Origin of the sequence: Streptococcus sp. Marseille-Q4154 (assembly GCF_916700545.1) — a bacterium.
GTDB classification, from domain to species: Bacteria; Bacillota; Bacilli; order Lactobacillales; family Streptococcaceae; genus Streptococcus; species Streptococcus infantis_I.
The window spans coordinates 439,467-458,543 of record NZ_CAKAKN010000001.1; the positions used below are offsets into that span (position 1 = coordinate 439,467).

Annotated in this window: 18 protein-coding genes; 13 read left to right on the forward strand and 5 right to left on the reverse strand. The window is 42.3% G+C overall.

The window, feature by feature from the left end; genetic code table 11:
- Nucleotides 1-11: 11 nt before the first annotated feature.
- The 13 genes from LG369_RS02230 (at nucleotide 12) to dtd (ending at nucleotide 14,891) form a co-directional block, all read left to right on the forward strand.
- Nucleotides 12-377: a type II toxin-antitoxin system RelE/ParE family toxin gene (locus LG369_RS02230; RefSeq protein WP_225750104.1), complete on the forward strand. Its 366-nt coding sequence runs from the start codon at nucleotides 12-14 to the stop codon at nucleotides 375-377.
- Entirely contained in the window at nucleotides 367-660 is a 294-nt protein-coding gene (locus LG369_RS02235; RefSeq protein ID WP_000797747.1) for a helix-turn-helix domain-containing protein, read from the forward strand. Before LG369_RS02230 ends, LG369_RS02235 begins: the two co-directional genes overlap by 11 nt.
- 351 nt (nucleotides 661-1,011) lie before the next feature.
- Nucleotides 1,012-3,261 (forward strand): 5-methyltetrahydropteroyltriglutamate--homocysteine S-methyltransferase, encoded by a 2,250-nt coding sequence (metE, locus tag LG369_RS02240; protein WP_225750105.1) that lies wholly within the window; start codon nucleotides 1,012-1,014, stop codon nucleotides 3,259-3,261.
- Nucleotides 3,262-3,324: 63 nt separating this feature from the next.
- Nucleotides 3,325-4,185, forward strand: a complete 861-nt coding sequence (gene metF, locus LG369_RS02245; RefSeq protein ID WP_225750106.1) for a methylenetetrahydrofolate reductase [NAD(P)H] — start codon at nucleotides 3,325-3,327, stop codon at nucleotides 4,183-4,185.
- A 339-nt stretch (nucleotides 4,186-4,524) separates the two neighbouring features.
- Nucleotides 4,525-6,747 (forward strand): polyribonucleotide nucleotidyltransferase, encoded by a 2,223-nt coding sequence (gene pnp, locus LG369_RS02250; RefSeq protein ID WP_225750107.1) that lies wholly within the window; start codon nucleotides 4,525-4,527, stop codon nucleotides 6,745-6,747.
- Nucleotides 6,748-6,761: 14 nt separating this feature from the next.
- A complete protein-coding gene (gene cysE, locus LG369_RS02255) occupies nucleotides 6,762-7,379 on the forward strand; it encodes a serine O-acetyltransferase (RefSeq protein WP_004251281.1) in 618 nt (205 codons plus the stop codon).
- Between the two features lie 34 nt (nucleotides 7,380-7,413).
- On the forward strand, nucleotides 7,414-8,175 hold the full coding sequence (locus LG369_RS02260) for a nucleoside phosphorylase (protein WP_225750108.1): 762 nt from the start codon (nucleotides 7,414-7,416) through the stop codon (nucleotides 8,173-8,175).
- Nucleotides 8,176-8,218: 43 nt separating this feature from the next.
- On the forward strand, nucleotides 8,219-9,562 hold the full coding sequence (cysS, locus tag LG369_RS02265; RefSeq protein ID WP_225750109.1) for a cysteine--tRNA ligase: 1,344 nt from the start codon (nucleotides 8,219-8,221) through the stop codon (nucleotides 9,560-9,562).
- Complete coding sequence (locus tag LG369_RS02270; protein WP_004251273.1) at nucleotides 9,555-9,941, forward strand: Mini-ribonuclease 3; 387 nt, start codon at nucleotides 9,555-9,557, stop codon at nucleotides 9,939-9,941. The genes cysS and LG369_RS02270 overlap by 8 nt, the downstream gene beginning before the upstream one ends.
- A 2-nt stretch (nucleotides 9,942-9,943) precedes the next feature.
- The gene (locus LG369_RS02275; protein ID WP_225750110.1) at nucleotides 9,944-10,813 is read left to right on the forward strand and encodes a helix-turn-helix domain-containing protein; all 870 of its coding nucleotides are present in this window, start codon (nucleotides 9,944-9,946) and stop codon (nucleotides 10,811-10,813) included.
- Between the two features lie 112 nt (nucleotides 10,814-10,925).
- A complete protein-coding gene (locus LG369_RS02280) occupies nucleotides 10,926-12,056 on the forward strand; it encodes an ABC transporter ATP-binding protein (protein WP_074324849.1) in 1,131 nt (376 codons plus the stop codon).
- Nucleotides 12,057-12,200: 144 nt separating this feature from the next.
- On the forward strand, nucleotides 12,201-14,417 hold the full coding sequence (locus tag LG369_RS02285) for a RelA/SpoT family protein (RefSeq protein ID WP_004251252.1): 2,217 nt from the start codon (nucleotides 12,201-12,203) through the stop codon (nucleotides 14,415-14,417).
- A 30-nt stretch (nucleotides 14,418-14,447) separates the two neighbouring features.
- Nucleotides 14,448-14,891: a D-aminoacyl-tRNA deacylase gene (dtd, locus tag LG369_RS02290; protein WP_225750111.1), complete on the forward strand. Its 444-nt coding sequence runs from the start codon at nucleotides 14,448-14,450 to the stop codon at nucleotides 14,889-14,891.
- 40 nt (nucleotides 14,892-14,931) lie between these two features.
- Here the strand turns inward: dtd and LG369_RS02295 are convergent, their stop codons facing one another.
- The 5 genes from LG369_RS02295 to LG369_RS02315 form a co-directional block, all read right to left on the reverse strand.
- A complete protein-coding gene (locus tag LG369_RS02295) occupies nucleotides 14,932-15,582 on the reverse strand; it encodes a metal-dependent transcriptional regulator (RefSeq protein ID WP_070677619.1) in 651 nt (216 codons plus the stop codon).
- 238 nt (nucleotides 15,583-15,820) lie between these two features.
- A complete protein-coding gene (tpx, locus tag LG369_RS02300; RefSeq protein WP_000206542.1) occupies nucleotides 15,821-16,315 on the reverse strand; it encodes a thiol peroxidase in 495 nt (164 codons plus the stop codon).
- A 120-nt stretch (nucleotides 16,316-16,435) separates the two neighbouring features.
- A complete protein-coding gene (locus LG369_RS02305; protein ID WP_004251243.1) occupies nucleotides 16,436-17,368 on the reverse strand; it encodes a metal ABC transporter substrate-binding protein in 933 nt (310 codons plus the stop codon).
- Nucleotides 17,369-17,394: 26 nt separating this feature from the next.
- Nucleotides 17,395-18,243: a metal ABC transporter permease gene (locus LG369_RS02310; RefSeq protein WP_004251242.1), complete on the reverse strand. Its 849-nt coding sequence runs from the start codon at nucleotides 18,241-18,243 to the stop codon at nucleotides 17,395-17,397.
- Nucleotides 18,240-18,962 carry a metal ABC transporter ATP-binding protein gene (locus tag LG369_RS02315; protein WP_006152594.1) on the reverse strand — a complete coding sequence of 241 codons (723 nt, stop codon included), beginning with the start codon at nucleotides 18,960-18,962 and terminating at the stop codon, nucleotides 18,240-18,242. Before LG369_RS02315 ends, LG369_RS02310 begins: the two co-directional genes overlap by 4 nt.
- Nucleotides 18,963-19,077: the final 115 nt, after the last annotated feature.

Consider the following 19,077-nt stretch of genomic DNA (forward strand, 5'->3'; position numbering starts at 1 on the left):
GAGGTTGCTTGGTGCACACAATTTACTTCTATAAGGACAAAAATGGGAATGAGCCAGTATTGGATTATATGAGAGAATTGGCTAGTCGTAAAAGTAAAGATAGTCGCATTAAATTGAATAAACTAAACGACTATATCGAGCTACTTAGTCAGCATGGGACTAGAGCTGGTGAACCCTATATGAAACATTTGGAAGATGAGATATGGGAATTAAGACCTCTTAGGGATAGGATTTTATTTGTAGCTTGGTTTGATGGGAGTTTTGTTCTTTTACATCATTTTATCAAAAAGACTCAAAAGACCCCTAGAAGAGAAATTGAAAAAGCCAAGCGTGAACTGAAGGACTTAAAAGAAAGAGGAGTAAGTGATGAAAAATAGTGCCATTGGGAGTAACTGGAAGGATGTTCGATCTCAACTCTTTACCAAGGAGGAAATCCTTGAAAGTGATATGCGAGTAGCTATCATGAGTGAGTTAATTGAAGCTAGACATGAGCAAGGTATCAGTCAGAAAAAACTAGAAGAACTCAGTGGAGTGAGCCAGCCTGTCATAGCCAGGATGGAAACAGGCAAGACCAGTCCTCAGTTGGATACGGTCTTGAAAGTTCTAGCCAGTTTAGGCAAGACACTCGCAGTTGTCCCGCTTGAACAGGAAAAAGGTTGATAGGGATGGAATGACTTGGTTTGCTAAAATCATCCACTGGATAATTTTACCTCCCGTCCTCACTTTATCAGGGAAATATCAGAATTACAAAAGAAAACCAACTTATAGTCTTTTCTAATAACAAGCCATAGTCAACTATCTGTTTACTCAAGTTTGACTATGAATAGGACTATCTTGAAATACTGTTAACCATTGTCTATCAAAGGATTTGGGGAATTTTCTCCAAATCCTTTTTTGTGCTTCAAAAAGAGATATAGTTTCAAACTATATCAAAGCCTAAATTTTTACAATTATACAGATGATTTCTTTTCTGTTAAGATAGTTTCAACAACAATTTTTGGAGGACAAAACATGTCAACTACAATTATCGGTTTCCCTCGTTTGGGTGAATTCCGCGAATTAAAATTTACAACTGAAAAATACTTTAGAAAAGAAATCTCAGAAGAAGAACTTTTGGCTGCTGCGAAAGAATTGCGTGCAAAACACTGGAACATCGTCAAAGAAAAAGGCATTACTGAAATCCCATCAAATGACTTTTCTCACTATGACAACTTCCTTGATGCTGCCTTCCTTTTCAACGTAGTTCCTGCATCTGTTCAAAACTTGGACTTGTCTGATCTTGAACGCTACTTTGCTTTGGGACGTGGTTACCAAGGAGAAAAAGGGGATGTTCGTGCCCTTCCGATGAAGAAATGGTTCAACACCAACTACCACTACATCGTTCCAAAATTTGAAAAAGACACTCAAGTAAAATTGGCTGGTCACAAGATCTTTGATGAGTTCCAAGAAGCTAAAGAATTGGGTCTTAACACTCGTCCTGTCCTTGTCGGTCCATTTACTTTCCTTCAATTGTCAGACTTTGAAGAAGGTGTGAAAGCAGAAGACTTCGTAGATAGCTTAGTAGCTGCTTACCAAGGTGTTTTTGCGAAATTGGCTGAACTTGGTGCAACTCGTATCCAACTCGATGAAGCTGCTCTTGTCAAAGACTTGTCAGAAGAAGAAAAAGCCCTCTTCTTGAACATCTACAACAAACTCTTGGCTGATAAAAAAGGTCTTGAAGTCTTGCTTCAAACTTACTTCGGTGACGTTCGTGACGTTTACGCTGACCTTGTGAAATTGCCAGTAGATGCGATCGGTCTTGACTTCGTGGAAGGTAAGAAAACTCTTGAACTTGTTAAAGGTGGATTCCCAGCTGACAAGACTCTTTATGCAGGTATTGTCAATGGTAAGAACATCTGGCGCAACAACTACGAAAAGAGCTTGGCGATTCTTGAGCAAATCCCAGCTGAAAACATCGTTTTGACTAGCTCATGTTCACTTCTTCATGTGCCATTTACAACTGCTAATGAAGAATTTGAACCAGCTATCTTGAACCACTTTGCATTTGCAGTTGAAAAATTGGATGAAATCCGTGACTTGGATGCTATCCGCAACGGTCAAGGTACAGAAGCTCTTGCAGCAAACAAAGAACTCTTTGCAACTGAACGTGTTGGTGAAAATGCTGAACTTCGTGCGCGTATCGCTGGATTGACAGACGCAGACTACACTCGTTTGCCAGCCTTCGCAGAACGTGAAGCGATCCAAGAAGAAGCTTTCAAACTTCCAGCTCTTCCAACAACTACCATCGGTTCATTCCCTCAAACCAAGGAAGTACGTGCCAAACGTTTGGCCTTCCGTAAGGGTGAATTGTCACAAGAAGAATACGATGCCTTCCTTGCTGAAACCATCGACGAATGGATCAAATGGCAAGAAGAAGTTGGATTTGACGTGCTTGTACACGGTGAATTTGAGCGTAATGACATGGTTGAGTACTTCGGTCAAAACTTGTCAGGTTACCTCTTCTCTAAGAACGGTTGGGTACAATCATATGGTATGCGTGGGGTTAAACCACCAATCATCTGGGGTGATGTGACTCGTCTCAACCCAATCACTGTTAAATGGTCTAGCTACGCACAAAGCCGTACGGACAAACCTGTTAAAGGTATGTTGACTGGACCTGTTACAATCCTTAACTGGTCATTCCCACGTGAAGACATCTCTATCAAGGATTCTACTCTTCAAATCGCTCTTGCAATCAAGGATGAAGTTCTTGACCTTGAAGCTGCAGGCGTGAAAATCATCCAAATCGACGAGGCTGCTCTTCGTGAGAAATTGCCACTTCGTCGTAGCGACTGGTACGAAGATTACCTTGACTGGGCTATTCCAGCCTTCCGTTTGGTACACTCAACAGTAGCGCCAGACACACAAATCCACACTCACATGTGTTACTCAGAATTTACAGATATCATCCCAGCTATCGACAACATGGATGCAGACGTTATCTCATTTGAAGCTAGCCGTTCAAACCTTGAAATCTTGGACGAACTCAAAGCGAAAAACTTCCAAACAGAAGTTGGACCTGGGGTTTACGATATCCACTCACCTCGTGTGCCTAATGAAGGCGAAATCGACCACACAATCGAAGCTATCCTTGCGAAAGTACCAAGCAAGAAAGTTTGGATCAACCCTGACTGTGGTTTGAAAACACGTGGTATTCCAGAAACGAAAGAAAGCTTGATCCGCCTTGTAGAAGCTGCCAAAGCTGCGCGTGAGAAATTGTAAGATAAGACAGTTCTCCATACATGGTTGATCAGTAAGAAATCAACTAGAAAAAGGTTATTACATATGTCGCGTCAAACACCGTCACTCTCATTTGAAGTTTTCCCTCCAAACCCAGCAGTAGGCAATGACAAAATTATTGCAGCTCTGAAAGACATGCAGGGCTTGGCACCACACTTCATCAGTGTAACTGCTAGCAATAATAAATTTAATATCAAAGAGACGACGGTTCGTTTGGCAGACTATATCCAAAATGACTTGGAGATTCCGACCATTGCTCACTTGCCAGCTATCTACTTAACTAAGGATAAGGTGGCTGAGACCATTGCAGATTTGGATAAGGTTGGGGTTCAGAAAATCTTGGCACTTCGTGGAGATATCATTCCGGATGTGGAGCCACAAAAGGATTTTCGTTACGCCACAGACTTGATTGAGTTTATCAAGGAACAGGCACCGCATTTTGATATCATCGGAGCTTGTTATCCAGAGGGGCATCCTGATTCGCCAAACCAAATCTCAGATATTCAAAATCTCAAGAAAAAAGTGGATGCAGGCTGTTCAAGCCTTGTCACTCAGCTTTTCTTTGACAATGAGCGTTTCTACGATTTCCAAGACAAATGTACCTTGGCAGGGATTGATGTTCCTATTCATGCAGGTATCATGCCAATCCTCAATCGTAACCAAGCTCTTCGTCTCTTGAAGACTTGTGAGAATATCCATCTGCCACGTAAGTTCAAGGCTATCTTGGACAAGTATGAGAATGACCCTGAGTCACTCAGAGCAGCAGGACTTGCCTATGCCGTAGACCAAATCGTGGACTTGGTAACGCAAGACGTAGCAGGCGTGCATCTCTACACCATGAACAACGCAGACACTGCTCAGTACATTCACCAAGCAACCAATGCCTTGTTCAATCACCAACCTTAAAATAATAAAAAGCAAACCATTCTTCTTTTCATAGCAGAATGGTTCCTTTTTTATAGAAAAGACCGTACTTTTTAAGAAAAATATGATAAAATAGACTCTGTACGTACTTGATACAAAGATGAGGGTATTTAGGTTATAAAGGTTGCGAAAACGAAACTCAAAAAATCCAAAATGTCTTGAGTAATTGAACCCGGCCGAAAAGCTGTGTAAAAAAGATAAACTGTCTTGTCTTCATCGAAGACTTCGTCAGTTTCCTATTTTTACTTTGCTTTTGACGGCCTTGGTATCTTGATCTTTGTAGGCAAGGCGTATAATTTTATCAATCCAAAGGGGATTAAAATGACAAAACATGTGTTTCAAACGACTTTTGCGGGTCGTGAATTGATCGTAGAGACTGGTCAGGTTGCTAAGCAAGCAAATGGCTCTGTTGTCGTGCGTTATGGTGAGTCAACTGTCTTGACTGCAGCCGTTATGTCTAAGAAGATGGCAACTGGGGATTTCTTCCCGCTTCAAGTCAACTACGAAGAAAAAATGTATGCAGCTGGGAAGTTTCCTGGTGGCTTTATGAAACGTGAAGGACGTCCTTCAACAGACGCGACTTTGACAGCGCGTTTGATTGACCGTCCAATCCGTCCAATGTTTGCGGAAGGTTTCCGTAACGAAGTGCAGGTCATCAACACAGTCCTTTCTTACGATGAAAATGCATCTGCACCAATGGCAGCTATGTTTGGTTCATCATTGGCCTTGTCTATCTCAGATATTCCATTTGACGGCCCAATCGCTGGGGTACAAGTAGGCTATGTTGATGGTCAAATTATCATCAACCCAACGCAAGAACAAGCAGAGCAATCGCTTCTTGAATTGACAGTAGCTGGTACGAAACACGCTATCAACATGGTAGAGTCTGGTGCCAAAGAATTGTCAGAAGAAATCATGTTGGAAGCTCTTCTGAAAGGACATGAAGCTGTCAAAGAATTGATTGCCTTCCAAGAAGAAATCGTTGCGGCAGTTGGTAAAGAAAAAGCAGAAGTAGAATTGCTTCATGTAGATGCTGACTTGCAAGCTGAAATCATCGCAGCTTACAACAGTGACCTCCAAAAAGCGGTTCAAGTAGAAGAAAAATTGGCTCGTGAAGCTGCAACTCAAGCAGTGAAGGACCAAGTCACAGCCGTTTACGAAGAAAAATATGCAGACCACGAAGAATTTGACCGTATCATGCGTGATGTGGCTGAAATCTTGGAACAAATGGAACACGCAGAAGTACGCCGTTTGATCACAGAAGACAAGGTACGTCCTGATGGTCGTAAGGTCGATGAAATCCGTCCTTTGGATGCGGTTGTTGACTTCGTTCCACGTGTGCACGGTTCAGGTCTCTTTACTCGTGGGCAAACTCAGGCTCTTTCTATCTTGACTTTGGCGCCAATGGGTGAAACGCAAATCATCGATGGTTTGGATCCAGAGTACAAGAAACGCTTTATGCACCACTATAACTTCCCACAATACTCTGTTGGGGAAACTGGACGTTACGGTGCACCTGGTCGTCGTGAAATTGGTCACGGTGCTCTTGGGGAGCGTGCCCTTGCTCAAGTATTGCCAAGCTTGGAAGAATTTCCATATGCGATTCGTTTGGTAGCAGAAGTATTGGAATCAAACGGTTCTTCATCTCAAGCCTCTATCTGTGCCGGCACTCTTGCCCTTATGGCTGGTGGTGTGCCAATCAAGGCACCAGTAGCAGGGATTGCTATGGGTCTCATCTCAGATGGAAACAACTATACAGTATTGACAGATATCCAAGGTTTGGAAGACCACTTTGGAGATATGGACTTTAAGGTTGCAGGTACTCGCGACGGGATTACAGCCCTTCAAATGGATATTAAGATCCAAGGGATTACTGCTGAAATCTTGACGGAGGCTCTTGCTCAAGCCAAGAAAGCTCGTTTTGAAATCCTTGATGTGATCGAAGCAACTATTCCTGAAGTTCGTCCAGAATTGGCTCCAACTGCTCCGAAAATTGATACTATCAAGATTGATGTTGATAAGATTAAGATTGTCATCGGTAAGGGTGGAGAAACCATCGATAAGATTATCGCTGAAACAGGCGTTAAGATTGACATCGACGAAGAAGGTAACGTATCTATCTACTCTAGCGACCAAGCTGCCATTAACCGTGCTAAAGAAATCATTGCTGGTTTGGTTCGTGAAGCCAAAGTGGACGAAGTCTACCATGCCAAAGTTGTTCGTATCGAGAAATTTGGTGCCTTTGTCAACCTCTTTGACAAGACAGATGCCCTCGTACACATCTCTGAAATGGCTTGGACTCGTACTAATAATGTAGAAGATTTAGTTCAAATTGGTGATTTTGTCGATGTGAAGGTTATTAAGATCGATGAAAAAGGTCGTGTAGATGCTTCTATGAAGGCACTCTTGCCACGTCCGCCAAAACCAGAACATGCAGAAGAAAAAGGGGAAAAAGGTCATCGTCATGGCGATCGTCCTCGTCACCACCACAAGGACCACAAACCTAAGAAAGAAACTACAGAAACACCAAAAGACTCAGAATAAGAAAGGAGAAATGTATGGGATGGTGGCGTGAAACCATTGATATCGTAAAAGAAAATGATCCAGCGGCTCGCACTACCTTGGAAGTCTTGCTGACTTATCCTGGTGTCAAGGCCTTGGCTGCTCACCGTCTCTCTCATTTTCTCTGGAAACATGGCTTTAAGCTTTTAGCTCGTATGCACAGCCAGTTTTGGCGTTTTTGGACGCAGATAGAGATTCACCCTGGTGCTCAGATCGAATCAGGTGTCTTTATTGACCATGGAGCAGGACTTGTGATTGGGGAGACAGCTATCGTTGAAAAAGGTGTTCTTCTCTACCACGGAGTGACTCTCGGTGGGACAGGTAAGGATAGTGGCAAACGCCATCCGACTGTTCGTAAAGGAGCTCTCATCTCTGCTCATGCCCAAGTCATCGGACCTGTAGAAATCGGTGAAAATGCCAAAGTCGGTGCCGCTGCGGTCGTTGTGGCAGATGTTCCTAGTGATGTGACGGTTGTCGGTATTCCTGCTAAAATTGTCCGAGTGCATGGGCAAAAGGATGAACCAACCATTCACGAAGTCGAAGAAAAACGTGAATACTATGTCAATAAACTTGAGCATGCTAGAGAAGCCAGTCACAGGTCGTCTGGTTTGTAATGGGAAGTGACTCTTTAATTAGGAGGTTAGGCCGATGCTATTAGAAGAATTTGAAAATGTACCTGCTGTTATCGAGCCAACTGATCGAAGCCTCCTTAGTGGTGGAGAAATCTGTGATACGATTATTTTATCTTTTAATGGAGAAATCGTTGAACGAGTAAAGCAGTTTGAAGATGTTTACGAAGGTGGCTATCTAACCAATCTAAATGGTAGATTTCCATGGTATATCTATGAAAAAGATGGGAGTAAGGTAGCAGTTGCTATAGCTACGATTGGAGCCCCGATGGTTGTTGGACTCTTAGAAGAACTCAAAGCAAGAGGATTTAAGAACTTTATTGTTTTGGGTTCTTGCGGAGTTCTAGATCAGTCTATTCAGGCAGATAAGATTATCCTACCAAGTTCAGCTCTACGTGATGAAGGTACAAGTTACCATTACGCTCCTGCAAGTGATGAAATAGCTTATGATGAAACTCTACTCCTAACCATAGAAGAAGCTTTAAACAAATCTGATGTTGAGCACATTCGAACAAAGGCTTGGACCACAGATGCTTTCTATCGTGAAACAGCTGATAAAGTCAAACGTAGACTAGCAGCAGGTGCGACTGTTGTAGATATGGAAGCCTCAGCAATCATGGCTTGGGCACAATTTCGACAAGCAAAAGTTTATCAATTTTTTTATACGGCTGATTATGTTGACCATCATAATCATGAATGGGATGCTAGACGCGAGGATAGAAATGCGGATGTTATGACTTTCTTTGAGATAGCATTAGTAATTGCTAGAGAGTTGGATTGAAACGACTCTTTACGATAAACAAGACACAGAAAGGAGTCAGTGAGTGATTAAAATCTATGACACCATGTCTCGTGATTTGCGAGAATTTGTCCCAATCGAGGACGGCAAGGTCAAGATGTATGTCTGTGGGCCAACTGTATACAATTATATCCACGTGGGGAATGCTCGTTCGACAGTAGCCTTCGATACCATTCGTCGCTACTTTGAGTACCGTGGCTATGAGGTTGCCTATATTTCTAACTTCACGGATGTGGATGATAAGATTATCAACCGTGCTAAGGAAGAAGGTATCACACCTCAAGAAGTAGCGGATAAGTACATCGCTGCCTTTCGTGAAGACGTGACGGCTCTTGGTGTTAAGCCTGCGACTCGTCATCCTCGTGTAGTGGAGTTTATGGCGGATATCATCCGCTTTGTCTCTGACCTGATTGAAAAAGGTTATGCCTATGAGAGCCAGGGGGATGTATACTTCCGTGTGGAAAAATCCCATAACTATGCTAAGTTAGCCAATAAAACCCTAGAAGACTTGGAGTTAGGTGCTTCAGGTCGGACAGACGAAGAAACAGCTCGAAAGGAGAATCCTGTGGACTTTGCTCTTTGGAAAGCAGCCAAACTAGGTGAGATTTCTTGGGACAGTCCTTGGGGGCCTGGTCGTCCAGGCTGGCACATCGAGTGTTCGGTCATGTCAACGGAGATTTTAGGCGATACCATCGATATTCACGGTGGTGGAGCTGACCTTGAGTTTCCACACCACACAAATGAAATTGCCCAGTCAGAAGCCAAGACAGGTAAGACCTTTGCTAACTACTGGATGCACAATGGCTTTGTCAACATCGACAATGTCAAGATGTCCAAGTCCTTGGGGAATTTCATCACCGTGCATGATGCCCTCAAGACCATTGATGGCCAAGTGCTTCGTTTCTTCTTTGCGACTCAGCATTACCGCAAACCTATCAACTTTACGGAGAAGGCTGTGCGTGATGCCGAGACCAATCTCAAGTATCTCAAGAACACTTATGAGCAACCATTTACTGGAACTGTAGATGCGGGGGAGTTGCAAGTTTTTAAAGATAAGTTCGTAGCTGCCATGGATGAAGATTTCAATACAGCAAATGGTATCACAGTCGTCTTTGAAATGGCCAAGTGGATCAACTCAGGCAACTATGATGCAACGGTTAAGGAAGCTCTTACGGCTATGTTAGAGGTCTTTGGTATTGTTTTCGTCGAGGAAGTTTTGGATGAAGAGATTGAAGCCTTGATTCAAAAACGTCAAGAAGCGCGTGCCAATCGTGATTTTGCGACAGCTGACCAAATCCGTGACCAATTGGCTGCTCAAGGGATTAAGCTACTGGATACCAAGGATGGAGTGAGGTGGACACGTGATTGATGTCAATCTCATTAACGGGATTGCGCTAGCCTTTGAAGGAGATGCGGTGTATTCTATGTATATTCGACGTCACCTCATCCTAAAAGGCATGACCAAGCCCAATAAACTCCACCAAGAGGCAACCAAGTATGTGTCAGCCAAGGCTCAGGCACGCTTGATTTCCCTTATGTTAGAAGAAGAAGTCCTAACGGAAAAGGAAGAAGAAATTTATAAACGGGGCCGTAACACCAATAGCCATACCAAGGCAAAGAACGCAGATGTTGTTACCTACCGTATGTCTACAGGTTTTGAAGCGGTCATGGGTTATCTTCATATGACCGAAAATGTGGAGCGCCTTGAAACCTTGATTTCTTGGTGTATCCAAAAAGTGGAGGGCTAGGAATGATTGCAAAAGAATTACTAGATTGGTTTCCACAAGCTCAAATCGTAGACCAGCCAATTGATAAGGAAGGTTTTCTTACGCTGCCAGTTTCCTCGCAACAGTGGATTTTACTGGAGGAAGTTGGACTAAGTGAACGTGAGAAACAGTTGGTAGCTCTCCTAACCCAGCAAGAGCAAACGATCTCGCTCAATCCTTGGTATAGTTATTTGATTGAGGGCAAGGGACAAGCACCGCAAAGTTTTAAAAAGCTACAAGTTGTCTATTGTCACCTTTCCTATTACCAACAGGAAAACTTGACTTCTTGGTTGGATATGATGAAAACCCTCTTTCCTAATTGCGAGACAGTGCTTCAGGTGGGAGCTCAGGATTACCTATTTGTTCTCCAACAGGACAAATACACTTCTGTTCGGTCTATCTTGATGGATACCTTGGAAGCCGTAGAGTATGACTTTGGGGTTCGCTTATCTATCATGCTGGGGCAGGTTTGGTCGCAAACAGGAAATCAGAGTTTGACAGATCTCATCAAAGCAGAACGTGACTTATTTAAAAACTGGTGGCGTCAAGGTCATCAAGGATTCCATACGTTTTCTCAACTCTACCTTTGGAGTATGGGTGAAAAAATGGTGGATCTCGAAATGATAAAAGATTATCTCCACCAGATGATTTTGGATCAGGATCAAATTCAGGAAATCATTCTCTCCTTATGGGAAAATAGTGCAGTCCTAACTAAAACAGCACAGCAACTCTATTTGCACCGCAATTCTCTCCAATACAAGATTGATAAATGGGAAGAATTGACAGGGCTTCAGTTGAAAGAATTGACAGATTTGACCTTGTGTTATCAATTGATTTTACCAGATATTATTTAAAGTTTTGTGCAAGTTGCACAGAACTTTTTTATTTTTTTGGTCATCTTGCCATAGAAATGTAAAGCGTTTTCATCTATAATAAAACTATCAAAAATAAAAGGAGTTCACCGAAATGGTAGAATTAAATCTTAAAAACATTTACAAAAAATATCCAAACAGCGAACACTACTCAGTTGAAGACTTCAACTTGGACATCAAAGACAAAGAATTTATCGTTTTCGTAGGACCTTCAGGATGTGGTAAATCAACTACTCTCCGTATGATTGCAGGTCTTGAAGACATCACAGAAGGTACTGCATCTATCGATGGCGTTGTTGTCAATGACGTAGCTCCAAAAGACCGTGACATCGCCATGGTATTCCAAAACTACGCTCTTTACCCACACATGACTGTATACGATAACATGGCTTTCGGTTTGAAATTGCGTAAATACAGCAAAGACGACATCGACAAACGTGTACAAGAAGCAGCTGAAATTCTTGGTTTGAAAGAATTCTTGGATCGTAAACCAGCTGACCTTTCAGGTGGTCAACGTCAACGTGTTGCCATGGGTCGTGCGATCGTCCGTGATGCTAAGGTATTCTTGATGGACGAACCTTTGTCAAACTTGGATGCGAAACTTCGTGTATCTATGCGTGCTGAAATCGCTAAAATCCACCGTCGTATCGGAGCTACAACTATCTACGTAACTCACGACCAAACAGAAGCGATGACACTTGCAGACCGTATCGTTATCATGTCAGCAACTAAAAACCCTGCTGGTACTGGTACTATCGGACGTGTTGAACAAATCGGTACTCCTCAAGAAGTTTACAAAAACCCAGTTAACAAATTCGTAGCAGGATTCATCGGAAGCCCAGCTATGAACTTCATCAACGTTAAATTGATCGGTGACCACATCGTTGGTGACGCCTTTAACTTGAAAGTTCCAGAAGGTGCTTTGAAAGTTCTTCGCGATAAAGGTTACGAAGGTAAAGAATTGATTTTCGGTATCCGTCCAGAAGACGTGAACGCAGAACCTGCTTTCCTCGAAACATTCCCAGAATCAGTTGTGAAAGCAACTATCTCTGTATCAGAATTGCTTGGTTCAGAATCTCACCTATACTGCCAAGTTGGTAAAGATGAATTCGTTGCTAAAGTTGACGCACGTGACTACTTGCAAGCTGGTGCAACTGTGGAACTTGGATTTGACTTAAACAAAGCTCACTTCTTCGATGTAGAAACTGAAAAGACAGTTTACTAAGATAGATTTGAATAAAACAACACTACTAGAGTTTTTCTAGTAGTGTTGTTTTATAAAGTTTAGAAACTCGGATAGAAGGAGACTTTACTAGTTTTCTTATTCACTAAAAAGTGTTAAAATGGTAGGAAGAACTGGAGAGTATGCATGCCAAAAGAAGTAATTTATTCTGGCGATGAAGTCGTCGCTTTAACGCAAAAATATTTATCGAAAGAAGATGTGGCTTTTGTCCATAAGGCCTTGGTTTATGCTGTAGAGTGCCACAGTGGCCAATATCGTAAATCAGGCGAGCCTTACATTATCCACCCTATCCAGGTCGCAGGTATCTTGGCTAAGCTCAAGTTGGACGCTGTCACTGTTGCCTGTGGTTTTTTGCATGACGTGGTAGAAGACACAGATGCTACTTTGGATGACTTAGAGCGCGAGTTTGGCCATGATGTTCGAGTGATTGTAGACGGTGTTACCAAGCTTGGTAAGGTCGAATACAAGTCTATAGAAGAGCAACTAGCTGAGAATCACCGCAAGATGCTTATGGCCATGTCAGAGGATATCCGCGTTATCTTGGTCAAACTCTCTGACCGCCTGCACAATATGCGTACCCTCACGCATCTTCGTAAGGACAAGCAAGAACGTATTTCCCGAGAAACCATGGAAATTTACGCACCACTTGCTCACCGTCTGGGGATTTCAAGTGTTAAGTGGGAACTAGAGGATCTTTCCTTCCGTTACCTCAATCCGACAGAGTTTTACAAGATAACTCACATGATGAAGGAGAAACGTCAAGAACGTGAAGCCTTGGTCGATGAAGTTGTGACGAAGCTTGAGGAGTATTCATCTGAGCGCAATCTTACAGGAAAAATCTATGGTCGTCCAAAGCATATCTACTCTATCTATCGCAAGATGCAGGACAAGAAAAAACGCTTTGAGGAAATCTATGACCTGATTGCCATTCGCTGTATCCTAGATACCCAGAGTGATGTTTATGCCATGTTGGGTTACGTTCATGAGCTATGGAAACCAATGCCAGGACGTTTCAAGGACTACATTGCCAATCGTAAGGCCAATGGTTACCAGTCTATCCATACGACTGTTTATGGACCAAAAGGCCCAATCGAGTTCCAGATCCGTACCAAGGAAATGCACGAGGTTGCTGAGTACGGGGTTGCGGCTCACTGGGCCTACAAAAAAGGAATGAAAGGCCAAGTTAATAGTAAAGAATCTGCCATTGGGATGAACTGGATCAAGGAGATGATGGAACTCCAAGACCAGGCGGATGATGCCAAGGAATTTGTAGATACGGTCAAAGAAAACTATCTGGCTGAGGAGATTTATGTCTTTACTCCAGATGGGGCGGTTCGTTCTCTTCCAAAGGATTCGGGACCGATTGACTTTGCCTATGAGATTCATACCAAGATTGGGGAAAAAGCGACTGGTGCCAAGGTCAATGGCCGTATGGTTCCTTTGACTACCAAGCTGAAAACGGGTGACCAGGTTGAAATCATCACCAATCCAAATTCATTTGGACCAAGCCGTGACTGGCTCAACATGGTTAAGACCAGCAAGGCCCGCAACAAAATTCGTCAGTTCTTTAAAAACCAAGACAAAGAATTGTCCATCAATAAAGGCCGTGAAATGCTGATTAGTCAGCTCCAAGAAAACGGCTATGTGGCCAATAAATTTATGGACAAGCGCCACATGGATGAAGTCCTTCAAAAAACCAGCTACAAGACAGAAGAAGCTCTCTTTGCAGCCATTGGTTTTGGAGAAATCGGAGCCATCACCGTCTTCAATCGTTTGACGGAAAAAGAGCGTCGTGAAGAAGAGCGTGCCAAGGCTAAGGCAGAAGCAGAAGAACTGGTCAAGGGTGGCGAAGTCAAGGTAGAGAACAAGGACACGCTTAAGGTGAAGCATGAGGGTGGAGTTGTCATCCAAGGTGCTTCTGGGCTCTTGGTTCGGATTGCCAAATGTTGTAACCCTGTTCCCGGTGATGATATCGTTGGTTATATTACCAAAGGTCGCGGTGTTGCCATCCACCGTGTGGACTGTATGAACCTTCGTTCACAGGAAAACTATGAGCAACGTCTGCTAGATGTTGAATGGGAAGACCAATTCTCAACCAAGGAATATATGGCTCATATCGATATCTATGGACTCAACCGTTCTGGTCTTTTGAATGATATCTTGCAAGTCCTATCAAACACAACTAAGAATATCTCGTCAGTTAATGCCCAACCGACCAAGGATATGAAATTTGCCAATATCCATGTATCCTTTGGAATTTCTAACCTTTCAATGTTGACAACTGTGGTTGATAAGATTAAGAGTGTACCAGAAGTCTACTCAGTCAAACGGACCAATGGTTAAGTATGATCGATACAGTCAGAAAGGATTTCTATGAAAATCATCGTTCAGCGAGTCAAGCAAGCTCAGGTTTCTATTGAGGGGCAGATTCATGCTCAAATCAAACAAGGTCTCTTGCTCCTAGTGGGTGTTGGACCTGAGGATCAGCAAGAGGATTTGGAGTATGCAGTCAGAAAACTTGTCAATATGCGGATCTTTTCGGATGACGAAGGCAAGATGAACCTATCTGTTAAGGATATCCAAGGAGAAATTCTCTCCATCTCTCAATTCACTCTGTTTGCTGATACCAAAAAAGGCAATCGTCCAGCATTTACAGGTGCTGCCAAACCTGATATTGCTGAGGCCTTCTATCAAGATTTTAACAAGGAACTAGCCAAAGAGGTTCCTGTTGAAACAGGTGTCTTCGGAGCAGATATGCAGGTAGAACTGGTCAATGATGGGCCGGTAACTATCATCCTTGATACAAAAAATAGATAAGAAAAACCAAGCTTGTTAGCTTGGTTTTTTTGTGACGGATTTAGTTCATCTTTTCAACATAGAGCTGTTTGGCGATTTCTAGACTTACCAAGAGTTCTTCATTGTTGTGAATTAAAGTAAAGGTATTAGAGAAATCATCAAACTGTTGAACTTGGAGTTTGTCTCCGATATTGATGGCATGTTTTTCCAGATATTTTAGGAGATCAAAGCTATCGTGAACCCGAGTTAGGAGATAGGTTCCAGCTTCTTTGGTTTCTGATAGTGGTAGGTTGTTGATTTCAACCAAAAGCTCTCCTTTAGCAGGAATGGTACCACCGTGAGGGCAAGTTTTTGGGAAACCTAGCATACTTTCTAATCTCTCTACAAAAAAGTCTGAAACGGTATGTTCTAATACTTCAGCTTCCTCATGAATTTGGTCACTGGTATAGTCTAGATGGTGGACCAGAAAAACCTCAATCAGACGATGTTTACGATAAAGTTCTGATACAAGTGTTAGCCCAATATTGGTTAGCAAGTATCCTTTTTTCTTATCTTTTAAGATGAGATTTTCAGACTGCATGCGCTTAATCATTTCAGTTACAGCTGGAGGAGATACCTGCATTCGAGCAGCAATTTCCTTATTGGTAATCTTAGGAACATCCATGCCAATCTCATAAATACATTTTAAGTAGTCTTCTTTATTTGGTGTCATTCGCATTTCCTTGTTTATTATCTCCATCTAGTATACCAAAAAAGAGGCTGGGACAAAAGTCCTAGCCTCTCAATTGTCTTTGGATTGTCGAGCAAGACGCAGTGGTTGAGTGGACTCTACTACGCTGATTTCATCAGCTTTTATAGCCCTACTCAACTGTGCGGAGGTGGGACGACGAAATCGAATTCTAACGAATGACCGATTTCTGTCCCCCTCTCTATTGCTACAAGAGCTTGACTTAGTTGAGTTCTTTTGCAGCTGCAATAGCGGCTTCAAAGTCTGGTTCGCTGTTGATATTATCCACATATTCGACGTAGCGGATGGTATTATCGGTATCGAGAACAAAAACTGCGCGTGCAAGCAGATGCCATTCATTGATTAAGAGGGCGTAATCGCGTCCAAAGGAATGGTCGAAGTAGTCTGAAAGCATGATGGCATTCTCAATTCCCTCAGCACCACACCAGCGTTTTTGTGCAAATGGAAGGTCCATAGATACCGTTAGGACAACAGTGTTGTCTAAGCTAGCCAATTCTTGGTTAAAGCGACGAGTCTGTAGCGAGCAGATGCCTGTATCGATAGAAGGGATGACACTCAAGATCTTTTTCTTGCCTTCAAAGTCAGCCAGTGTTTTTTTAGAGAGGTCAGTCGTTGTGAGAGAGAAATCAAGTGCTTTGTCTCCTACTTGTAGTTGTTTTCCTGTAAACGTAACAGGGTTTCCAAGAAATGTAGTCATAAGCTACTCCAATCTTTTTTCTTTCATTTTACATTAAACGTTCAGACTCTTCCAATAATTTGACCGAAATTTAAATAGACAAAAAACGCCAATTCATGGTGACTGACGTTTTTAAAATGATTATTTAGCTAAACCTTCAGAAATCTTGTCAAGATTGTATTTCATCATGTTGTAGTAGCTATCGCCTTCTTTACCTTCTTCAGCGATTGAGTCCGTAAAGATTTGAGCATAGATTGGGATGTTTGTGTCTTTTGAAACAGTCTTCATTGGACGATCATCGACACTGGATTCAACAAATAGTGATGGAACTTTCATTTGGCGAAGTTTTTCAACCAAAGTCTTGATTTGGTCAGGTGTTCCTTCTTCTTCAGTGTTGATTTCCCAAATGTATGCACTTGGGACACCGTAAGCTTTAGAGAAGTATTTGAAGCACCCCTCGCTGGTTACGATGAGTTTCTTGTCCGCATCAATAGCGTTAAATTTCTCTTTGGCTTCCTTGTCAAGCTTGTCTAGTTTTTCAGTGTATTCTTTGAGATTCTTTTCGTAGAATTCCTTGTTGCTAGGGTCTTTGGCGATGAGTTGCTTAGCAATATTTTGAGCATAGATGATCCCATTTTCAAGATTGAGCCAAGCGTGTGGGTCTTCTTTCCCTTTTTCATTTTCCCCTTCTAGGTAGATGACATCAACGCCTTCACTAACTGCAAAGTAGTCTTTGTTTTCAGTTTTCTTAGCATTCTCAACTAATTTTGTAAACCAGGCATTTCCACCTGTTTCAAGGTTGATACCATTGTAGAAAATTAAGTCGGCTTGCGAAGTTTTCTTGACGTCTTCTGGTAGTGGCTCGTACTCGTGTGGATCTTGTCCTACAGGCACGATACTATGAAGATCAATCTTGTCTCCTGCGATATTTTTAGTAATATCAGCGATGATAGAGTTAGTTGCTACAACCTTTAGTTTTTGGTTTGTAGATGCTGTGTCTTTTTTTCCGCTAGCACAGGCAGCTAATCCAATGATAGCAAGAAAAAGAACAAGCAATGTACCTAATTTTTTCATTAGATTCCTCCAGAGGGGCTCCCTCATTATTGTTTGATTTTTTTATTTTTCAGCTTCAGATAACGTTGTTTTGGTGCGATAAAGAAACTGATGAGAAAGAAACTTGCAGATGTCAGCACGATACTTGAACCTGCAGCCAGGTTAAAGCTATAACCGATAAAAAGTCCCAAGACAGAAGCTAGAGCTCCCAAGCCTGATGAAAGAAAAATCATGGTCTTTAGACTATTGGCGTAAAGATAAGCTGTCGCGGCTGGAGTAATCAGCATGGCTACGATAAGGATGGTTCCGACACTTTGCATAGCAGTCACTGACACCAAAGTCAAGAGTATCATGAGTAGATAGTGGTAGAAATTAACTGGCATGCCCATAGCTTTGGCTAGGAGTTCATCAAAGGATGTAATCAAGAGTTGCTTGAAGAAAATCCCGATAATCAATAGAATGAGAGCTCCCATACCGATGGTAATATACATGTCTATGTCTTGCACAGCTAAGATATTCCCAAAGAGAATATGGAAGAGGTCAGTCGAGCTTTTAGCCACACTAATCAAGATAATGCCCAGAGCCAATAAAGATGAAAAGGTAATCCCAATGGCAGTGTCACTCTTGATAATAGAGTTCCCCTTGATGTAGGTGATGATGACAGAGGCAAGCAGTCCAAAGATGATAGCACCAATAAAGAAGTCAATTCCTAAAATAAAAGAAAGAGCTACACCAGGTAAGACAGCGTGCGAGATAGCATCTCCCATAAGGGACATACCACGGAGAATGATAAAGCATCCGACCGCTCCAGCAACAATACCAATCACAACAGCTGTAATCAAGGCATTTTGGAGAAAGTGGAAGTTCTGCAATCCATCTATAAATTCTGCAATCATAGGTCACCTCCATTGAAAAAGAGTCGGTCACCATAAGCTTGTTTGAGATTGGCTTGGGTGAAGGTCTCCTTTGTTGGACCAAAGGCAATTAGCTCCTTGTTGAGAAGGAGTACCTGGTCAAAATAATGGGCAACCTTGCCGAGGTCATGGTGAACGATAAGGACAGTCTTGCCAGCTTTTTTAAGTTCTCTCAGCGTGTTCATGATGATCTCTTCACTGACAGAGTCAATCCCCACAAAGGGCTCGTCTAAGAGAATATAATCAGCATCTTGAACTAGACAACGGGCAATCAAGACACGCTGGAATTGGCCACCAGAGAGTTGACTAATCTGACGATCTGCGTAGTCAGAAAGTCCAACAATTTCTAGTGCTTCAGCCACCTTTTGCCAGTGGTTTGCTTTTAAAGTGTGAAAGAGTGGAATGGATGGATAGAGTCCCAGAGAGACACATTCTTTTACCTTGATAGGGAAGTTGTAGTCGATATGAATTTTTTGCTCGACATAGGCAACTTTCTTAAGAGATTTTTTCATTTCTTTATCTTCGATAAAAGCATGTCCTTCATGTGGGATAATGCCCAGCATACCTTTTAATAATGTTGATTTCCCGGCGCCGTTTGGACCAATAATTCCGGTAATCGTTGGTCCTTGGAGCACTAGTGAAATATCCTTAAGTGCCAACGTTTCTTTGTAGGAGACACTGAGGTTTTCGATACGTATCATACAGTTGTATTCCTCCTGGATTTTAATATACCTTAATTTTATTTTTAAGTCAAGTTAATTTTGGTAAAAATTTAAAATATTAATGATGAAATCGATCAGTAAGAGGCGGCATTTT

Bases quoted from the DNA above. Each gene is read 5' to 3' on its own strand.
- LG369_RS02235 (WP_000797747.1), top strand. From the start codon at position 367: ATGAAAAATAGTGCCATTGGGAGTAACTGGAAGGATGTTCGATCTCAA.
- metE (WP_225750105.1), top strand. From the start codon at position 1,012: ATGTCAACTACAATTATCGGTTTCCCTCGTTTGGGTGAATTCCGCGAA.
- metF (WP_225750106.1), top strand. From the start codon at position 3,325: ATGTCGCGTCAAACACCGTCACTCTCATTTGAAGTTTTCCCTCCAAAC.
- pnp (WP_225750107.1), top strand. From the start codon at position 4,525: ATGACAAAACATGTGTTTCAAACGACTTTTGCGGGTCGTGAATTGATC.
- cysE (WP_004251281.1), top strand. From the start codon at position 6,762: ATGGGATGGTGGCGTGAAACCATTGATATCGTAAAAGAAAATGATCCA.
- LG369_RS02260 (WP_225750108.1), top strand. From the start codon at position 7,414: ATGCTATTAGAAGAATTTGAAAATGTACCTGCTGTTATCGAGCCAACT.
- LG369_RS02275 (WP_225750110.1), top strand. From the start codon at position 9,944: ATGATTGCAAAAGAATTACTAGATTGGTTTCCACAAGCTCAAATCGTA.
- LG369_RS02280 (WP_074324849.1), top strand. From the start codon at position 10,926: ATGGTAGAATTAAATCTTAAAAACATTTACAAAAAATATCCAAACAGC.
- LG369_RS02285 (WP_004251252.1), top strand. From the start codon at position 12,201: ATGCCAAAAGAAGTAATTTATTCTGGCGATGAAGTCGTCGCTTTAACG.
- dtd (WP_225750111.1), top strand. From the start codon at position 14,448: ATGAAAATCATCGTTCAGCGAGTCAAGCAAGCTCAGGTTTCTATTGAG.
- LG369_RS02295 (WP_070677619.1), bottom strand. From the start codon at position 15,582: ATGACACCAAATAAAGAAGACTACTTAAAATGTATTTATGAGATTGGC.
- tpx (WP_000206542.1), bottom strand. From the start codon at position 16,315: ATGACTACATTTCTTGGAAACCCTGTTACGTTTACAGGAAAACAACTA.
- LG369_RS02305 (WP_004251243.1), bottom strand. From the start codon at position 17,368: ATGAAAAAATTAGGTACATTGCTTGTTCTTTTTCTTGCTATCATTGGA.
- LG369_RS02310 (WP_004251242.1), bottom strand. From the start codon at position 18,243: ATGATTGCAGAATTTATAGATGGATTGCAGAACTTCCACTTTCTCCAA.
- LG369_RS02315 (WP_006152594.1), bottom strand. From the start codon at position 18,962: ATGATACGTATCGAAAACCTCAGTGTCTCCTACAAAGAAACGTTGGCA.